Genomic DNA, 17,613 nt, shown 5'->3' with positions numbered 1-17,613 from the left:
ATCAAATTGCGCATAAGTCTTTACGCTGAGTAATGCGCAATTGATATTTTGATAGTATTATTCGTAATAGGCGACTGTCGATAATAGTTGTTCACTGAAATTAAAAATATCATCTACAGAGTTAATAGGATGACGAGTTTCATTTTTATTTTCATCCACTAATCCTAGATACTTTTGTTTAGCATTGAAGTGTAAGCGGCATAAGGTTTTTCGGTTATTATCATCCAATAGTATGCCAAAGTAACTTTGGGTATCCCTTGCGATGATTCGATTAACTTCTATTTTTTGCCTCAATATAGCTTTTATCACATTGAAACCGTCAATTTCTTCTTCAGTAGTAACTACTTTAATTTTTTCATCATTGGATGGGATTGGGGTATCGATTAAATTTTTGTTTTAATCAGTTGGTTTATCATTGCCAATAGCGGATTTTAAACGTTCATTAATGCTGTCGTTGAGAAATTGTCTTAGTGCTTTATGAGTAATTTCAGCAAATTGATGTTTTACTTTAGGTGTAAGAACCCCATCATAAGCCCTTGAGGCAAAAAAGCGAATAAACTCTTCTTCAGGTTCTTTAAATTGCTCACTAATAATACGTTTTATCTGACTCAAGTATTTTAGTTCTCCTGCCGCGCTGACTATTGAGTTAACGTCGAACGAGTTTTTAGTCAGCTTTTTAACTTCAGGAATTAAGTGTTCATCAATATTTTCAAGATCTAAGATCAGAAATGGTTTTTCATCCATTTTGTTAGGAGCATCAAGATCGGTATAAAATTGATATTCAGTACCGTTTGTAAGAATAGCTAAGCGTGCGTTTGTGACAGAAAAATAACGAAATAGTTGTGACGCATGCTTTATGGACAGCTTTTTATTGTACTTTTTGCATTCAATAAGGATTTGTACTTCACCTTCCTTAATTAATGCGTAGTCAACTTTCTCACCTTTTTTACCTATAGTATCTGCCGTAAATTCTGGGACAACTTCGCTAGGATTAAAAACATCATATCCTAGAACTGTATGCAAAAATGGCATGACTAAGGCATTCTTAGTCGCTTTCTCAGTTTGAAGGCTATTAGCAATTTGAGGGATGCGTTTTGATAGAACATCGATTCGTTCAATAAAATCCATTTTACTTTTCCTCTTCTTGTACTTTGTGGTGTATTTTTTATTTGAGCAAGTATGCGGTGAACATTCAGTTTTATTTTAAACCGTACTCTGACATATAAACCTAGTCGATAAAAATCCTTAGCAAGGAGGCTAATTTGTTTCTGTGCTGTTTATCGTATATTTTACGGGTTAGTTAAATTTTGTGCGTGCTTGGTATGTATATGGCTCAAGGGGAATATTTTAGCTGAGGTGACACCCTTAACTTTCGGATCGTAGCGCGCATTTTATTTTTGATAATGGTTTGGCGTAAGAATATTTTGTGTTTCTAGGTTTAACATGTTGTATTTATAGGTAAATAATTAATGTATTAAGCTGCTTATCATATTAAGTTTACATCTAGGTTTAAGCACATTAGATAAATTATTGATAATACTAAGCTATGAGGTATTCATGTTAAAAAATCAAAGTGTACGGCGAATATTGATGGTTTGTATGGGTAATATTTGTCGCTCACCGACGGCAGAGGCGGTTTGTCGTTTTAAGATTGCTGAGCGCAGGCTTAATATTGAGGTGGATTCGGCGGGTACTATTGGTTATCACCAAGGGGATAAGCCCGATAGCCGCGCTATTGAGGCTGGTAAAAAGCGGGGTTTTAGTTTCGAGGGCATGCGGGCGCGGCAGGTGGTGAATGCTGATTTTGAGCATTTTGATTTAATTCTAGCTGCGGATAATGCCAATTTGGCGGATCTGCTTAGCCGTTGTCCGGTTGAGTATCAACACAAGTTACAGTTAATGTTGTCCTATGCTGATACGCAAATCACGGAAGTACCAGATCCTTACTATGGCGGCGCACAGGGTTTTGAACTAGTGCTCGATCTCCTCGAGCAGAGTATGGAAGCTTTATTAGATCAATTGACCGAAAAGTTCCGTTGAGATGCGTATTTCCATTTACGGTTTGGGTTTTATGATAAGTTCGGGTAAATCCCCTTATGCGAGATGACGATGAAAGTAATGGATTCTGAAAACCGAGTATGGTTCCTTTTGGAGCATGAAGGTCGCTTGTACTTGAATGCAAATTGCAACATGAGTGCATTTGGCTATAGCTATATGATCCAGCTCAATGGTCAGGAACTGCAAAATTATGACGGTGGTGGCCGCGAGTATCTAAATAATCTTGCTCACGATATTCATTATTCTGTTCCAATCGCAAAAGACACAACGTCAATTTACAAAGGTCGTGAAGTTTCAAAACAGCTAGCTGGTTTAGCAACAGAAGCGATTAAAGCGTGGCGTGCTTAAAATCGGTTAACTCTAAAATGCCCCAAAGCTTGTTTCAAAGTTTAAAATGCAAGTAGGGTGAATAAAGTTGTGGGCTATAAAAAAGCTAATGTGATGAGGTTACTTTCAACCTAGAAGTCATGCCAGTCCGAACTTTCAATAAAGCCACAGCAAAGTAAACATCATCATAAAGTCATTAATAGATATCAGTATAGTTTGACTACAAACATCAATGGTTGTGGGCTGCTTGCCTTACAAGGTTAAGTTGGTAAGATGTTGTTCATAAAGAAAATCAAATCGTTGTACATCTAAGGACATATATGGAAATTTCATTACTTGCCGATAATCCCTCTGCGATAGACACGGTAGCTAGTTGGTATTTCAACGAATGGTGCCAAGACAATGGTAGCTATACCAAGGAGGAAGTCGTTGAAAAAGTCTCTGCATCAATAAATCGAGATACCGCGCCTATTCTGATCATTGGAAAAGTAAATGGTGTTCTTGCTGGTTCAGCAGAGCTAAAAATTCGAGAAATGGACATATACCCAGAATTTGAATTTTGGCTTGGTGGTGTTTACGTCACTCAGCAGGCTAGGGGACAGGGTGTCGCCTCAAAACTTGTGAAAGAGATAATATCGCTAGCACATAAAATAGGTGTGAAAAAATTATATCTTCAAACAGAAGATTTAACTGGAGGTTTGTACTTACATCATGGGTTTAAGCCTATAGAACAAGTGAATTATAAAGGTATAAATGTATTGGTTATGGGCACAAACATCGGTGAATAACAAGTTTGTGAAGGTACACTGCGGCTCAATTGTGGGAAGCAAGTGGAACGATATGATCATATTTCACAGGGCTACCTAAGTAGGTCAAAGCATCCCCAAATGGCATCATTTTTAATCTTAGAGTTTTCGTCAGTACAAGAAAATAGATTTCCTGTTTCAACAGTAAGAACAAGTTGTGTTCTGTTTCAGTCAAAGTGTTTATAAAGTCATTAGCAAGGCCATATAATCAGATGCTGAGTGACTCTTTACAGAATCTAATGATGAAAATGAGTCGAAATCTTCCAAACTTTGACAGTTATTGTTGAATCAATGGCTACCAAATAAGAATAGGCCGCGCGTAGTTGCGACCGATTTTACGATCGCTTAGTTAGTTCCTGTCCACGCTTGGTCCTCGCAGACTTCAGATCAATGTTGAACTCTTGATATCACATTATGCTTTTTACCGCTGTTATCGTCGTGTCGTGCGGCGAGCTTTTTTGCAAATAAAATAAACCTCCTGCCTCACGCTTGACAATAAGTGAAACGTAAACAATCTTTTAACATAGAATATTTTCAGAAGGTTACTTTTCTTTCTGCAGAATAGAATTATTTTCACTACGGGAACACAGGAGTGTTTAACCCTTCCACTGAGATAACTAGGTTTCATTTGAGGTGATCATCAATGAATAATCTAGACTCAAGGTATCGTGATAAAACGCAATCATGAAAAGGAATTTCAATGAAAGACGTTAATATTTATCCGTATCAATCAATCTGTTCAGACTGGCTCAGTAAGCCAGAGACTGCGATCAAAACAGCAAACTTCAATTTTAATATCGAAACCCATTTATTTGGATTTGGTTGAGGTCAAGTCTTGTACGCTATTTGTATCGTGCCATCACGCCTGCAGTGGCGGGTGTTGTGAAAGCCCTGATTTTAAGTCGTTAAAGAAAGTGGAGTTGTAACGTTTTAAGCATTGAATAAGTCCCAATAACAAGGAGAGTTAATTTCATGTCTATCAAATCTTTTCGTTATAGTGCGTTTTTTTTGTGTATGAGTGCTGCTGTACATGCAGAAGCACCAGTAGAGACAAAAGCAGCTATAACGCTACCCACGTTAAGCCCTGTTATGCCGCTGGAAATCACAGCAAAACCCCCGTTCTCACTCGAAAGCCTGCAACATGATTTTGATGATTTTTCTTGGCAATCGTTTATTGCACTTAACTGGCCAGCAAATGCCGATGGCACACCCAATACTATGTCCACCATTGGGCAAAAAACTAACCAGCCAGTCGTGTGGCTGCATTGGAAGGAAAGCCGGGAGATTTTTTTACCCGATGGCGTAAAACCACCTGGGTGGGATCAGTCCAATAATGTGCCGGATGTTTGCAAAAGTATTGATCCAAAGTCCATTCCTGAAGGGACTATTTATTTAACGCAAGTAGGGAAGACCCCGAATGTGTTGGATGAAAGCGGTGAGCCTTTTACAACGGGTCCATTGATTGACCAAAACGGGCTTTATACCCGTTATGAAATATTAACCAATGAAACTATGTTCAATTTTATTTTGGACAATAACCTTTACAGCAAAAAAGGACAGAAACAGTTTAATGCCGATGTCGACTTTACCGCGAGCGACAGTAAAACCGGGCAGGTAGGTTCTATTATGCTTAAAGCCTCATGGATAAAAATGGGCGGCAAGTTTGATTCGACGAATTACTATACAACTTACGCGCTAGTTTATAACAATCCCGAAGAGCAACACGGGGTTAAGCCAGCTTGTGCGCTTGAGCAAGTCGGGTTAGTGGGGTTTCACATTGCTCACAAAACCACGGGTGAACCACAATGGATTTGGTCTACCTTTGAGCATGTCGCTAATGCGCCAACACAAGGTGAGTCAGCATCATTGTCGGCATATAATTTTTACGATGCTAAATGTACTGACTGCAAAGTGAATGAACCACCAGCACGCCCGTGGGATCCGGCAAACCCGCACACTAAACCAACTCAAGTGGAACGCGTCATTCCTATCACTGCCGATGCTAAAGCCTTAAATGCCAGTTATCACGCAGCACTCGACGCTGTAGTGCCGGGATCGGTATGGAAGAACTACGAATTGATCAGTACGCAATGGCCTACCGATGCCAAAAATCCCACCGATCCAACGGGCGTGCCTGCTCCCTCATTTTTAGCGAACACCACGCTCGAAACTTATATCCAAGGTTCGGTAAAGCAAACATCAAGCAGCTGTATGGCTTGTCACAATAATGCGGCAACCACTAACGGTAATTTTGCAGATTTCACTTACTTGCTGCAACGCGCGCAATAATTTACGAAAGGAACTCATTATGACTGATATTACAGGCGCGACTGCCGACACTATGAATAACTTTATTGGTTTGAGCGCGGTATTCACCGGCTTTGCTACCAGTATTATTGCCCCGACGTTGGATCCCGTGGATATTAAATCCGAATACTTAGCCGTGTTTACGCAAAAAATAACCGAAGAATCGAAGGACCCAACTTTAGTTACAACTATTCTGCAAAAATTTGCGGCGTTAAAAGCGCAGCAATTATCAGATCAACAAATTGGCACGCAAATGCTGGCGCCAGATAACGGGGCTAATTTTGTGTTGGCTTGTCGTAAATTAATTTTTATGTGGTACTCAGGTGCATGGCCAACCATTATTCCCGCGACGGATACAGAGCCGGAAACCACGGTTAGCGATATGATTTCGGCTAAAAGTTATACCACAGGTTTAGTCTGGCAAGTTATGCAGGCGCATCCGATGGGGGATTCAAATTATCGCTATGGCTATTGGGCAAAAGCACCCGCTGCACTGTCGGCATATACGGGTCATCAAGGAGGTGCAGTATGAGCACTCAAACCAATTACGATGTCATTATTGTGGGATCAGGTATTGCCGGCTCTATCATGGCTTATCAATTGGGGATGGCGGGGAAAAAAGTATTAATCCTCGAAGCAGGGCAGGAAGTGCCTGTTGACCGCAGTGGTTACATGGAAACCTTCTTTAAAGCCAATGCTAAAACACCTGAGTCACCTTATCCTCCAACCACGCAAAATCCAGCGGCATCGACGGCGGATAATCCACTCGGATTGCCTGATCCCGCGAAGGAGAATGTGCCGCGTTATACCGTGTTGCAAATTGGCGCATGGCGTAATCCAAAGCAATGTTATTTTGATTACACGCCGCAGCCTGAACATTTGAAACCTGACAGCCCTGAAGCAAAGTTTGCTTTTGCGAGTTCCTATGAGCGTATTGGCGGCGGCACAACTTGGCATTGGCTAGGAACCAGTTTGCATTTATTGCCTAATGATTTTGAGTTGCAAACCCAGTATAAGCAGGGCGTGGATTGGCCCGGTGGAAAACAATTTTACCAAGCGCTGGTTCCTTATTATGAACAGGCGACCAATGAGATTGGCGTCGCCGGTGACAAAGAGGCGATGGATCAGCTTTATCGCGGATTTAATGTTTCACCGGATGGTGTTTATGGGCCGAATTACGATTACCCAATGCCTGGCATTGTTTCATCTTTAGTCGATCAACAATATGAACAAGCGGTGAGCGATATGGTGTATGACAATATTCAATTGTCAGTCACGCCAACCCCCCAGGGGCGCAATTCATTACCGGGTGAACGCCGTCAATGTGCGGGAAATACGAATTGTATTCCTATTTGCCCTATTCAAGCCAAATATGATGCTACTGTGACGCTCGGGCGAGCATTGCAAACCGGTAATGTTGATGTGTTTTATCGTCATGTTGCGACAAATGTTCAAGTGGATGAAAATACAAAGGATGTTGTTGGTATTGATTATGTGACCTATCAAACTCACGGAGGGATAGCGACGGGCGGCGGTACCGTTACGGGTAAAAAATATGTGATTGCAGCTCACGCGATTGAGACGCCTAAATTATTGCTCATGTCTAAGCGTAATAAAGCCTGTCCGAACGGCGTCGCCAACCATAGCGATCAAGTGGGGCGTAATTTGATGGATCACATTATGTATTTGGCCTGGGGTCTGGCGAAAGATCCTGTCTATGGTTTTCGGGGGCCTTTATCTACTGCGGGTATCGAAAGTTTACGTGATGGCGCCTTTCGTAAAGACCGTGCCGCCTATCGTATTGAAATCGGCAATGAAGGTTGGCAGTGGGCAGCAAATGATCCATTCACGACCTTAGCTGATTTTGTATTTGGGCAAAATAATTCGCAATTAAATGGGGATTCTGTCAATCAGCAGGGGATTCCATTACGGTTTGATCCCGCCATGTCTGCGAATAGCGCCTTATTTGGTGCCTCACTGGTGAATACCTTGAATGGTATTTACACACGGCAAATTCGTATGGGCTATTTAATTGAACAATTACCTGATCCGGAAAACCGTGTCGAGTTGTCGGAGACGCTGAAAGATAACTTAGGTTTGCCGCGCCCCAAATTAACCTATCGTGTACGCGAGGATTATGTGCGCAATGCGTTCGTGTCGGCTAAAGATATTTCGACCAAACTCTTTGACGCCCTTGATGCGCGGGAATATACCAAGGCTCCGCCTGCGCCGGTATTTTATGGTGATAAGAGTCAAGTAACGTCGAATAATTTTGAATATCAGGGCCATAATTTTACGTTTTACGGTGCTGGACACATTGTGGGGACGTATCGAATGGGGGACTGCAGAGATACGTCGGTGGTGAATCCTCGTCAGCAATCTTGGGATCATCGCAATCTGTTTTTAGTCGGTAGCGGAGTGTTTCCAACAGTTGCAACGGGTAATCCAACCCTCACTTTGGCAGCATTGGCATTCCAGGCAGCAGATCATGTTTTGGAAGACCTTAAAATAAGTTAAAAAAGTTGTAATTATTCATTAGGTTGCTGTTAATTCCCATTGACAACCGCGTGCAAATTGGCGCGGTTTTTGGCTAACTGAATATACCTTCATATTACGCTAACTGGCATTTTCCTACTCATAATGCAGTTTATTGTCATCGTATTTAAAATCAAAATATTATAGTTTTTTATGCTGATAATTGGTTTGAAAACTGTGCATGCGTATGTTGTCGGATAGTATGTCTGATAGAAAACTGATAAGTTTCACTCAAACCGAGAGTTAATTGGGCGTGCTTTAATAAGCGAACAAAGTTAATTTTTACGAATATTTATCAAAAGGTTAGCTGAATACATGACTACTAAGAAATATATCGTTGTCAATCCACATGAAAGTGAGTTTCCTAACCCTATTACGTTCAAAAAAGGTGATCCTCTTACCGTTGGAGAAAAATATGCAGGTCCTGAAGGCTGGGATCTCTGGTTCCTTTGCACTACGCCAGGGCAAGATGCTGGTTGGGTTCCTGGTCAAGTGATTCAGCGCCTAAAAAATTCCAACGGGCTGGCGCTTGAGGACTATACGGCAAGAGAACTTAATGTGCATGAAGGGGGACAACTCATTGGCACACGAATGTTGAATGGCTGGGTATGGTGTATAAAAGCTGTCAGCGAAGAATCAGGGTGGGTACCATTAGAAAACTTGAAAGAAGTGGTAGATCTATCCCGCGACTAAAGCACCTTTGCCGTGTAGTCAAACCCAAGATGGCTCCTTGGTGTATTGTGCCAAGAGGATGATGACTGGCTGATATTGAGAGCTTATATCAGGCACGCAGAAGTCATTGGCGTAAAAGTGTTTTTTAACGCAAAAGTTCCGTTTTTGATAATAAAAAAGCCAGTATATTCAATATACTGGCTTTAACTTTAAACTTGATGAATGAGCGCCATAAGCTGGAATATAAAAGTCATCAGCGTCTTGTCTTTAATGTCTTTAACAAACTCTGCGCCTTAATATTCCAAATGCAGAGTGTCGGGCTGACTAGTCGTTATGACGTTTGCCTGAACGTTTAAGTCTCTCTGCTGCCAGTTTGGCTTCTTTCTCGGCTTCTTTTTCGGCCATGATACGGGCGACTTCAATCTTTTCAAGCTCTGCCATCGCAGGCGTTTCTAGCGAGAGTAAGCCTATTTTCCCCGAGCGATATTCATGCAGTAATAACTCTGATGCCTTGTGCATATCGATGCGACCACCGGGACGCAGCGCACCACGTTTGCGGCCGATTTCCTCGAGAAGTGCAACATCATCCTTTGGTAATTCACTTAAGTTATAGCGCTCACAAATCTCTTTTGGATAAGCGGTTAAGAAATACTTGGCGGCGAACAGGGCCACATCTTCATATTCCATCGCCGTATCTTTAATCGCGCCAGTGACGGCAAGGCGATAGCTGCTCGCTTCGTTATCCACTTTGGGCCACAAAATACCTGGGGTATCCGATAGCACGATACCGTTACGTAAATTGATCCGTTGCTGGGTTTTGGTTACCGCAGGTTCGTTACCGGTTTTGGCGATAACACGGCCAGCTAAGGTATTGATGATGGTAGATTTCCCAACGTTGGGTATTCCCATGATCATAGTGCGAATGTCTTTTTCGGTTTTATCGCGACTTGGTACTAGCTTACGGCAGAGATCAGGGATTTTTTTCACCATTGCTGCTTGCAGCGTTGTGATCGCCGTGGCTTTGACGCCTTGTTCACGCTCTAAGTATTCAATCCATTGTGCGGTGATCTCTGGATCGGCTAGATCAGATTTATTGAGCAGTTTGATACAAGGTTTGTCGCCTCGAAGCTGAGCCACCATGGGGTTTTCGCTACTGTAGGGAATACGCGCGTCCAGCACTTCAATAACAAGATCGACCTGAGGCATTGCCTCTTCAATCTCCTTGCGTGCCTTGTGCATATGCCCCGGATACCACTGAATTGCCATGATAACGCCTTGTCCTAAATAACTTAAAGAACGGCTATTCTACCTTGAAGGTGGCGAATGTCATAAAAAAAGCGCCCTAAGGCGCTTTAATCGCTTAATCCTTGACTGTCTCTTGCGATTGTTACTTGGATTAATAGGCTGAATTAAGGCTTAGATCACCCCGAGTTCGCGCAATCTTTCCATCAGATAACTGTCAGCGGTATAGCGATCCGATAGCACTACAGCAGGGTTTGGATGTAAAAATAACGGCAAAGAGATCCGTGACTTAGTTTTATCCGTACCTTCAGGATTGATGACGCGGTGTGACGTCGATGGGAAATAGCCGCCAGAGGCTTCCTGTAACATGTCACCGATATTGATAATAATGTTGCCAAAATCGCTTGGAACACCTAACCAAGTGCCATCTTTGGCTTTCACTTGCAATCCAGGCTCATTGGCAGCAGGTAACACTGTGATAAGGTTGATATCTTCATGTGCTGCGGCGCGAATGGCGCCCATTTCTTCACTGCCCGTCATCGGTGGGTAATGCAGAATACGCAGTAAGGTTTTTTGGCTATTGGCGATCATTTCTGGCAATGGTATCGAAAACTTGGCTTTTACGTCTTCTGGTGAGTAGGTTTCAATCCACTCTAAAAGTTCTGCGGCCAGTGCGTTGGCTTTATCGTAATAGGCGAGAATATTGGCACGCAGTGAATCGGGGATCCGGCCCCAAGGGTACACGTGGTAGTACTCTTTAATGTCTTTGACTGTGTTGCCTTTAGCGGTTTCAGAAATCGACGCAGGGAAGAAACCGTCGTGAGTTTCTTTTTTAAACATATAGTCGTTTTTGGCTTCTGAATTAAAAAAGGCTTGCCACTCGGTGTAGATGTCTTCAACTAAGCGCTTATCAATCGGATGATTAGATAAAACACCAAAGCCAGTTTCCCGAAGTGATTCAACGAATTGCTGGGCACTGTTTTCAGCGCGGTAATCAATGGTTTCTAATTTCATTTTGGTTTCTACTTGTTATATTTAGTTGTAATTTGACCCGCTGCAAGTGTAGCCGTGCGCTGATGTGGGTGCAAATACTCAGCGACTGTGATCTGGATCAACTGCCGTATTTTCCGTCATTTATGCAGTCGCTTATATGAGTACTTAATATGAGCACTTATATTAGTACTTACTTGAGTGGTAAGATTTTAGTCACCAAATCCGTTAGTATGGGCATTAGATTTGTTGTGATTGGATTGATGTCAGCCGCATTTTGAAGCCGAGTGCAAGAAATCTTACTTGGAGTGGGTCTTATGTTGGCTTCCTTATAAATCAGCTTCTTAATCAAAGAATATCGAAATACACAACGACGTGAGTCGAAAGGGCATTAATATGAATAAACTGACCGATTTTGAACGCTATGTTATCGAAGAGAAAGGCACTGAACGCCCCTTTAGTGGTGAGTATTATGAACACGATGCTAAGGGTTTGTATTTATGCAAAAAATGCCATGCCCCCTTGTATCGTTCTGAGCATAAATTTAATGCCCATTGTGGCTGGCCAGCCTTCGATGATGAAATTGCCGGCGCTGTAACCCGCCACATAGACGCCGACGGCCGCAGAACTGAAATTGTTTGTAGCCAGTGCGGCGGTCACTTGGGGCATGTCTTTGAAGGTGAAATGTTAACACCTAACAATATCCGTCACTGTGTTAACTCAGTTTCTATGGTTTTCAAAGGGATGGATAACGCTGTTGAACAAGCACCGAATCACTTTGCGACTTTTGGTGCAGGGTGTTTTTGGTGCGTCGAAGCGATTTTTAAAAGCCTAAAGGGCGTGGTGAATGTCACTTCAGGTTATGTCGGCGGCGAAGCCCATGATGCCGATTATAAATCTGTTTGCTCGGGCCAAACCGGCCATGCAGAGGTTGTGCATATCGAGTTCAACCCAGAGGAAATTGATTTTACGACGCTATTACAGGTCTTTTTTGAGAGCCATGATCCGACCACGCTTAATCGCCAAGGTAATGATAAGGGGCCACAATATCGCTCCGTGGTGTTTACCCATAATGCTGAGCAGATAGAGCAAACTACCGCTATGCTTGCTCAGTTAGCAGCAGCCAAGGTTTTTGATGCGCCGATAGTGACCCAGGTTTCAGCGTTTGATACTTTTTATCCCGCTGAAAATTATCACAACGACTACTTCGCTTTACACGGTGAGCAGCCCTATTGTCAGATGGTCGTGCGTCCTAAAGTGGAAAAAGTAAAAGCCTTGTTTGCAAGATTACAGAAGGCTTAAGCGATTTAGCACAGGGTGTTAAATACAAAGACGCCACCAATAAAGGTGGCGTTTTTTATGGGGTTTCTAAAATGCAAAACCTAGTTGTTCTCTTAACAAGCCGCTTAGCTATCGGTTTCACGATTAGCGTAACTTTTGATTAGCTACCGACGCAACTATCGGCTTTCAGTTAACCATTGGGCGTATTGTTTGGTGTAATAGCTGACAATCAAATCTGCACCCGCCCGCTTTAAGCCGATAAACGTTTCAGTCACCACAGCACGCTCATCCAACGCGCCCGCAAGGGCGGCAAATTTAATGCCCGCATATTCACCGCCGACTTGATAGGCGGCGAGTGGCAAGTGGGTTTCTTGTCTTAAACGGCTGAGCACATCTAAGTAGGGGGTGCCGGGTTTAACCATCAGGATATCGGCGCCTTCGGCTTCATCTAATGAGGCTTCTAACAGGGCTTGACGACCATTAGCATAATCCAGTTGATATCCCTTGCGATTTCCACTGAGTTCACAATCGACCGCGGCTCTAAAAGGACCGTAGAAGGAAGAGGCGAATTTTGCCGAGTGGGCCAGAATCGCCACATGCTCAAAACCTGCGGCATCGAGCCCTTGGCGAATGGCTTTCACTTGACCGTCCATCATGGCCGATGGTGCTAACATATCGGCGCCCGCTTTGGCGGCCGTTATCGATTGCTTAACTAAATTTTCGACTGTGAGGTCGTTGCAGACTTCATTATTGTGTACGACGCCGCAATGGCCGTGATCTGTGTATTCACAAAAACAAATGTCGGGGATCACCATCATCTCAGGCACGGTAGCTTTAATGGTGCGCACCATACGGGCGAGTAAACCATTGTCGTCCCATGTATCGCTGCCCTTATCATCTTTAGTGTGGGAAATCCCAAAGGGCATCACATAGCGGATCCCTAGGGCGTAAAGCTCGCGAACTTCATCCGCCAGTGCGCTCTCAGGTAAACGGCTGATGCTAGGTAGCGTGGAGATGGGCACGGCATGGGTGATGTGCTCTTCAATGAACAGGGGATGGATAAGATCGCTCAGCGAAATATGGGTTTCGCGCAGTAGATCGCGCATTGCTTCTGAATTACGTAAGCGTCTTAGGCGACGCAATGGAGGCGTGTTTAACATGAAATGTCCTTATCGAAGGCGGGTTAAAGCAATCGTACAATACTAAGGGAATGGCAAGGGATAAATTCGTCCCTTACTTTTGTGCTCTGACAATCAAAGTTGAAAAAGTTTCCCCAAGCGAGCGATATTCATTAATGAGTTTATTGATCATTGACTTAGATCACATAAATCCATCTCGTCCAGATTTGCGACTGAATATCATGCGAGCGCTATTTTAGCTGAGTTGCTTGCTTAGTCCTTTGTTTTCGGGCATTTGATGTTATTATTTGCGCCAGTTTTCTCATGGCATATTCGCGCAATACAGATTATGTAAATTTGATGCGAAATCTTGCCCGCTAATCCGGTTTTGAAATGACAATAACACATGAACACTCTGCTTGTATTCTTGCCTTAGATACTTGTACCGAATCCTGCTCAGCTGCGCTGCAATATCAAGGTCAGATTTATGCTGAACTTGCCGATGCGCCGCGTGAACACAGTCAACGTCTGCTGCCTATGGTCGATTCAGTGCTCAAGCAAGCAGGCATTCGCTTAGATAAAGTGACTGCGATTGCTTACGGACGAGGCCCTGGCAGTTTTACGGGGATCCGCATCTGCACTAGCATGACGCAAGGTCTGGCACTGGGGTTAGATTTGCCTGTGATTGGTATTTCAACCTTAGCGGCAATGGCACAAATGGCGATTAGCGAGCATCAAGCCGAGCAAGTTTTGTGCGCCATTGATGCGCGCATGGGCGAAGTGTATTGGGGCCAGTTTGTGGCCGTTGACGGTATTGCAACGCTTGTCGGTAAAGAAGTGGTCAGTGCGCCTGCGGACGTACTACTTCAGCTCGATACTCAAGCGCCAATTGTGGGCTGCGGCACAGGTTTTGATGCTTATCCCGATTTGCTGGCACTAGGCAAGGGGATTTTAGCTCTCGAGGCCGTGAAATATCCCGATGCAAAGGCTATGCTGATATTGGCTGAAGCAGGCATAAAAGCTGGACTGACAACCTCGGTCGATGAGCTTGAACCTGTGTACTTACGTGATACAGTCACATGGAAAAAGTTACCCGGCCGTGAATAAGCTGTTCTTTGCCTGAGTATCTGCGATAGAATCTCAGGCAATTAATGCTAAGCATTCTTTACGATGAATGGCTTAACGATGAATAGTGCAAACTTAAGGCTTCTTGATGCAAGTTAATGTGAATCAAATGAGTTTGACGAATGCTGTAGCGAGTAATAGACCCGCTATCGCTCAGGGGCTGACTGCGCCTGAATCGTCACGCCCAGTGATTGAGCAAGATGCCGTCGAAGCCCTTAGTTTAGAAACTCAGCCTAAAAGTAAAAGTGCAGCGGGAAATTTACAGTCAAGGCTCGGCGCCCACCTCGAGTATGAGCAAGATACTCGCGGCCATCAGGGAGCGATTGCCCAATATTTACAAACCCAACATGCCGCCAAACGCGATGAAATTCAGCAAATGGTGGGTGTGGACTTGTATGCTTGAGCATCAAAAAACGTCTTCTAGTTCAACCTCGCGATTTTCCTCTTCTAAATTAACGGGTTTAGCCGCCAGTGGTGTGCCAAGCCGTGGTTTGTTTATTATCGAGCTAGTTTTAGCTTTATTGATAACTCGAATTCCCTATTTGAGCGTGCCGTTTAAATGGCTTGAAAGCTATTTTCATGAACTGTCCCATGCCATTGCAACGATTTTAAGCTCGGGCGTGGTCAGCCATATTCAGTTGTTTCCAAACGGCGCAGGATTTTGTTTTAGCCAAGGCGGCTCGCCGATGTTTATTGGCTTTGCTGGGTATTTTGGTGCAGCCTGCTGGGGATATTTAATCTATTTATTAGCGACTTGGCCAAAGGGGATCCGCGTGAGTTTTGCCTTGCTAGGTGCCTTAGTTGTGCTAAGCGGCTTGCTTTGGGGCAGGGATATTCTCACGTTAGCGATTTTAGCTGTGCTGACTATTATTTTGTTGTTACCGCTTAAACTCAGTCAAAACAAAATGTTGACTCAGTTTTTGCGTATTATTGGCTTGATGATCATGCTTAATGCACTTGCGAGTCCGACAGTGTTGCTCGGGCTTGATGGTCAAGGTGATGCAGTGATGTTGGCCGAGCGTTCTTGGATCCCCGCGTGGATTTGGGTGGGACTTTGGTTATTAACCAGTGCCTGCGCTTTGTATTTTGCGTGGCGCCGCGTAGATAATGCCGCAAGTCGTTAGTTCTCAAGCTTGTTTAATGCCTCAGTCGTCTAGTGTTTTCCCCATCGTTTTTCTGCTTTGAACTTTGTTGATTTAGGTAAAGGTGATTTTGCTCATCACTTTGAGCTATAACCACTTATGTCGCTTAAAGCTTAGTTTTCCGACTTCTATTCCTTGGATTTTTGGCCATTGGCTGCTAGGTTAAGCCTTCGGTATCCATGGAGAATTACAATGAAAAAAGTCACCTTAGTTGCCAGTCTGCTGCTTGCTGGTTTATGTTCGAGTGTTACCTATGCCGATGAAAGCTTAGATAAAGTCTTAAAAAGCGATTTTCGTCAGGCTAAAAATGCCAGTCGTGACGTTTATCGTCATCCCGCTGAAACCTTAACTTTTTTTGGCATTACCCCAAAACAGACTGTGATTGAACTCTGGCCGGGTAATGGCTGGTACAGTGAAATATTAGGGCCTTATCTTGCTAAAGAGGGCCAATATATCGCAGCCAGTTTCGAAACAGCTCCTGCAACAGATACTCCCGGAAATCGTTATCGCGCGAACGCGGGTACTAAGTATGCTACGTGGATGACGGCCAATAAAGACGTCATGGGCAATGCTAAGATTGTTACCTTCGATCCTCCACATAAGATGGATTTAGGCGCTGACGGTAGTGCTGATCTGGTCTTAACCTTCCGAAATCTACATAACTGGGCATCGACAGATCAGCTGGAAAACGTGTTTGCCGCGTCTTATAAAGTGTTGAAGGACGGCGGTATCTTTGGCGTGGTAGAGCATAGAGCTAACGAAGGAATGAACTTCAGCACTGGCTATATGGATCAAGCGGCTATGGTTGCTTTAGCCAAAAAAGCAGGTTTTACCTTAGTTGAAAGTGCAGAAATCAATGCGAACCCCAAAGATACGAAAGATTACGCCAAAGGTGTTTGGACGCTACCGCCCTCTTTTGCCTTGGGTGATACCGATAAAGAAAAATACCAAGCGATCGGTGAAAGTGACCGTATGACACTTAAATTTGTCAAAAAATCATCTTAATTACCTGACATCAGAGGCATTATGTGGCAATCTTTCGCCCCCAAAAATCAAATCGAATTTGTATTACCTCATATTACGGTCGCGGGCCGATTATGGGGGGCGAAGGATAAACCTTTATTGCTTGCCTTACATGGTTGGTTAGATAACGCCAACAGTTTTGAACCCTTAGCAGCGCATTTACTCGATTATCAAGTGCTCGCCATTGATTGGCCAGGACACGGCTTTTCTGCACATAGGCCGGGACACTATCCGCTGCATTGGATTGATTATTTGTATGATTTAGACGCGTTGTTAACGGTATTACCGCAAAAGCCAGCGGCAATGATTGGGCATTCGCTTGGCGGTATTATTGCCTCTGCTTATACGGCGACGTTTCCCGAAAAGGTTAACAAGCTGGTATTGATTGAAGCGTTAAGCCCCTTGTCTGAGTTGCCAACGCAAGCTAAGGCGCGATTGAAAAAAAGCTTCTATCAGCATGAGAAGTATTTAACTCAGAAGCATGGGCAGGCAAAGATTTACGACAGTATAGATACTGCGGTGCGGGCGAGGGCACATTTAACAGGACTTGCCGAACCTTGGTGTCGTTTGTTGCTCGATCGTAATATGCAGCCCGAAGGTGATGGCATAGGTTGGCGTAGTAATCCTCGATTAAGATTAGATTCACCCCAACGATTAACCTTCGCCCAAGTTGATGCCTTGATGCAGGACATCAATGTTGAAACCTTATTAATTTGTGGCAAACAGGGATTTAGCCAGTTGCAGAGCGCGATACCTAAGGCCAGAACGTGGTTCAAGCATTTGTCTGAACACATAATTGAGGGCGATCATCATGTGCATATGGACAATGCCGAAGGCGTTGCACGTTTGATCCGCAAATTCGTTTAATAGGTTGCTTATATGGGTATAAAAAAGACGCTAGGTTTTTTGTTTTTTTTATGTGATGATGATCAAAATTAAAACGCTCGTATGATTTATGACGAGTAAATCAATAACTATAAAATGTAA

At 43.6% G+C, this 17,613-nt stretch carries 17 protein-coding genes; 13 read left to right on the top strand and 4 right to left on the bottom strand.

What is annotated here, in order from left to right; translation table 11 throughout:
• Positions 1-396 precede the first annotated feature (396 nt).
• On the bottom strand, positions 397-1,128 hold the full coding sequence (locus L5M29_RS04575) for a type I restriction endonuclease (RefSeq protein WP_263166469.1): 732 nt from the start codon (positions 1,126-1,128) through the stop codon (positions 397-399).
• Positions 1,129-1,557: 429 nt separating this feature from the next.
• Between L5M29_RS04575 and L5M29_RS04570 the strand changes: the two genes are divergently transcribed.
• From L5M29_RS04570 to L5M29_RS04540, 7 genes are all read left to right on the top strand, one after another.
• The gene (locus L5M29_RS04570) at positions 1,558-2,040 is read left to right on the top strand and encodes a low molecular weight protein-tyrosine-phosphatase (RefSeq protein ID WP_219233724.1); all 483 of its coding nucleotides are present in this window, start codon (positions 1,558-1,560) and stop codon (positions 2,038-2,040) included.
• A 69-nt stretch (positions 2,041-2,109) separates the two neighbouring features.
• Complete coding sequence (locus L5M29_RS04565) at positions 2,110-2,406, top strand: hypothetical protein (protein WP_263166468.1); 297 nt, start codon at positions 2,110-2,112, stop codon at positions 2,404-2,406.
• Between the two features lie 299 nt (positions 2,407-2,705).
• Positions 2,706-3,173: a GNAT family N-acetyltransferase gene (locus L5M29_RS04560; RefSeq protein ID WP_028760209.1), complete on the top strand. Its 468-nt coding sequence runs from the start codon at positions 2,706-2,708 to the stop codon at positions 3,171-3,173.
• 990 nt (positions 3,174-4,163) lie between these two features.
• Entirely contained in the window at positions 4,164-5,480 is a 1,317-nt protein-coding gene (locus L5M29_RS04555; RefSeq protein WP_263166467.1) for a hypothetical protein, read from the top strand.
• 19 nt (positions 5,481-5,499) lie between these two features.
• Positions 5,500-6,030 carry a hypothetical protein gene (locus L5M29_RS04550; protein WP_263166465.1) on the top strand — a complete coding sequence of 177 codons (531 nt, stop codon included), beginning with the start codon at positions 5,500-5,502 and terminating at the stop codon, positions 6,028-6,030.
• Positions 6,027-8,015 carry a GMC family oxidoreductase gene (locus L5M29_RS04545; protein WP_263166463.1) on the top strand — a complete coding sequence of 663 codons (1,989 nt, stop codon included), beginning with the start codon at positions 6,027-6,029 and terminating at the stop codon, positions 8,013-8,015. Before L5M29_RS04550 ends, L5M29_RS04545 begins: the two co-directional genes overlap by 4 nt.
• A gap of 333 nt (positions 8,016-8,348) precedes the next feature.
• The gene (locus L5M29_RS04540; protein ID WP_263144707.1) at positions 8,349-8,726 is read left to right on the top strand and encodes an SH3 domain-containing protein; all 378 of its coding nucleotides are present in this window, start codon (positions 8,349-8,351) and stop codon (positions 8,724-8,726) included.
• A gap of 303 nt (positions 8,727-9,029) precedes the next feature.
• Here the strand turns inward: L5M29_RS04540 and ylqF are convergent, their stop codons facing one another.
• A complete protein-coding gene (ylqF, locus tag L5M29_RS04535; RefSeq protein WP_011919190.1) occupies positions 9,030-9,971 on the bottom strand; it encodes a ribosome biogenesis GTPase YlqF in 942 nt (313 codons plus the stop codon).
• Positions 9,972-10,121: 150 nt separating this feature from the next.
• Entirely contained in the window at positions 10,122-10,961 is an 840-nt protein-coding gene (locus L5M29_RS04530; protein WP_263166461.1) for an isopenicillin N synthase family dioxygenase, read from the bottom strand.
• A gap of 372 nt (positions 10,962-11,333) precedes the next feature.
• Here L5M29_RS04530 and L5M29_RS04525 point away from each other — a divergent pair, with 372 nt between their 5' ends.
• Positions 11,334-12,239 carry a bifunctional methionine sulfoxide reductase B/A protein gene (locus L5M29_RS04525; protein ID WP_028760202.1) on the top strand — a complete coding sequence of 302 codons (906 nt, stop codon included), beginning with the start codon at positions 11,334-11,336 and terminating at the stop codon, positions 12,237-12,239.
• A 155-nt stretch (positions 12,240-12,394) separates the two neighbouring features.
• Here the strand turns inward: L5M29_RS04525 and hemB are convergent, their stop codons facing one another.
• Positions 12,395-13,378 (bottom strand): porphobilinogen synthase, encoded by a 984-nt coding sequence (gene hemB, locus L5M29_RS04520; RefSeq protein ID WP_263166459.1) that lies wholly within the window; start codon positions 13,376-13,378, stop codon positions 12,395-12,397.
• Between the two features lie 351 nt (positions 13,379-13,729).
• Between hemB and tsaB the strand changes: the two genes are divergently transcribed.
• The 5 genes from tsaB to L5M29_RS04495 all read left to right on the top strand — a co-directional run bounded on the left by tsaB (position 13,730) and on the right by L5M29_RS04495 (position 17,493).
• Positions 13,730-14,443 (top strand): tRNA (adenosine(37)-N6)-threonylcarbamoyltransferase complex dimerization subunit type 1 TsaB, encoded by a 714-nt coding sequence (gene tsaB, locus L5M29_RS04515; RefSeq protein ID WP_219252692.1) that lies wholly within the window; start codon positions 13,730-13,732, stop codon positions 14,441-14,443.
• A 106-nt stretch (positions 14,444-14,549) separates the two neighbouring features.
• Entirely contained in the window at positions 14,550-14,864 is a 315-nt protein-coding gene (locus tag L5M29_RS04510; protein WP_006081355.1) for a hypothetical protein, read from the top strand.
• On the top strand, positions 14,857-15,585 hold the full coding sequence (locus L5M29_RS04505) for a M50 family metallopeptidase (protein ID WP_263166455.1): 729 nt from the start codon (positions 14,857-14,859) through the stop codon (positions 15,583-15,585). The genes L5M29_RS04510 and L5M29_RS04505 overlap by 8 nt, the downstream gene beginning before the upstream one ends.
• 210 nt (positions 15,586-15,795) lie before the next feature.
• Positions 15,796-16,608, top strand: a complete 813-nt coding sequence (locus L5M29_RS04500) for a class I SAM-dependent methyltransferase (RefSeq protein WP_263166453.1) — start codon at positions 15,796-15,798, stop codon at positions 16,606-16,608.
• Between the two features lie 21 nt (positions 16,609-16,629).
• Positions 16,630-17,493 (top strand): alpha/beta fold hydrolase, encoded by an 864-nt coding sequence (locus L5M29_RS04495; protein ID WP_263166451.1) that lies wholly within the window; start codon positions 16,630-16,632, stop codon positions 17,491-17,493.
• Positions 17,494-17,613 lie beyond the last annotated feature (120 nt).

It is taken from the genome of Shewanella sp. SM95, assembly GCF_025653595.1.
Lineage (GTDB): Bacteria > Pseudomonadota > Gammaproteobacteria > Enterobacterales > Shewanellaceae > Shewanella > Shewanella oncorhynchi.
The sequence above is the reverse complement of the archived record's forward strand: the minus strand, read 5'-3'. Positions and strand labels throughout refer to the sequence as shown.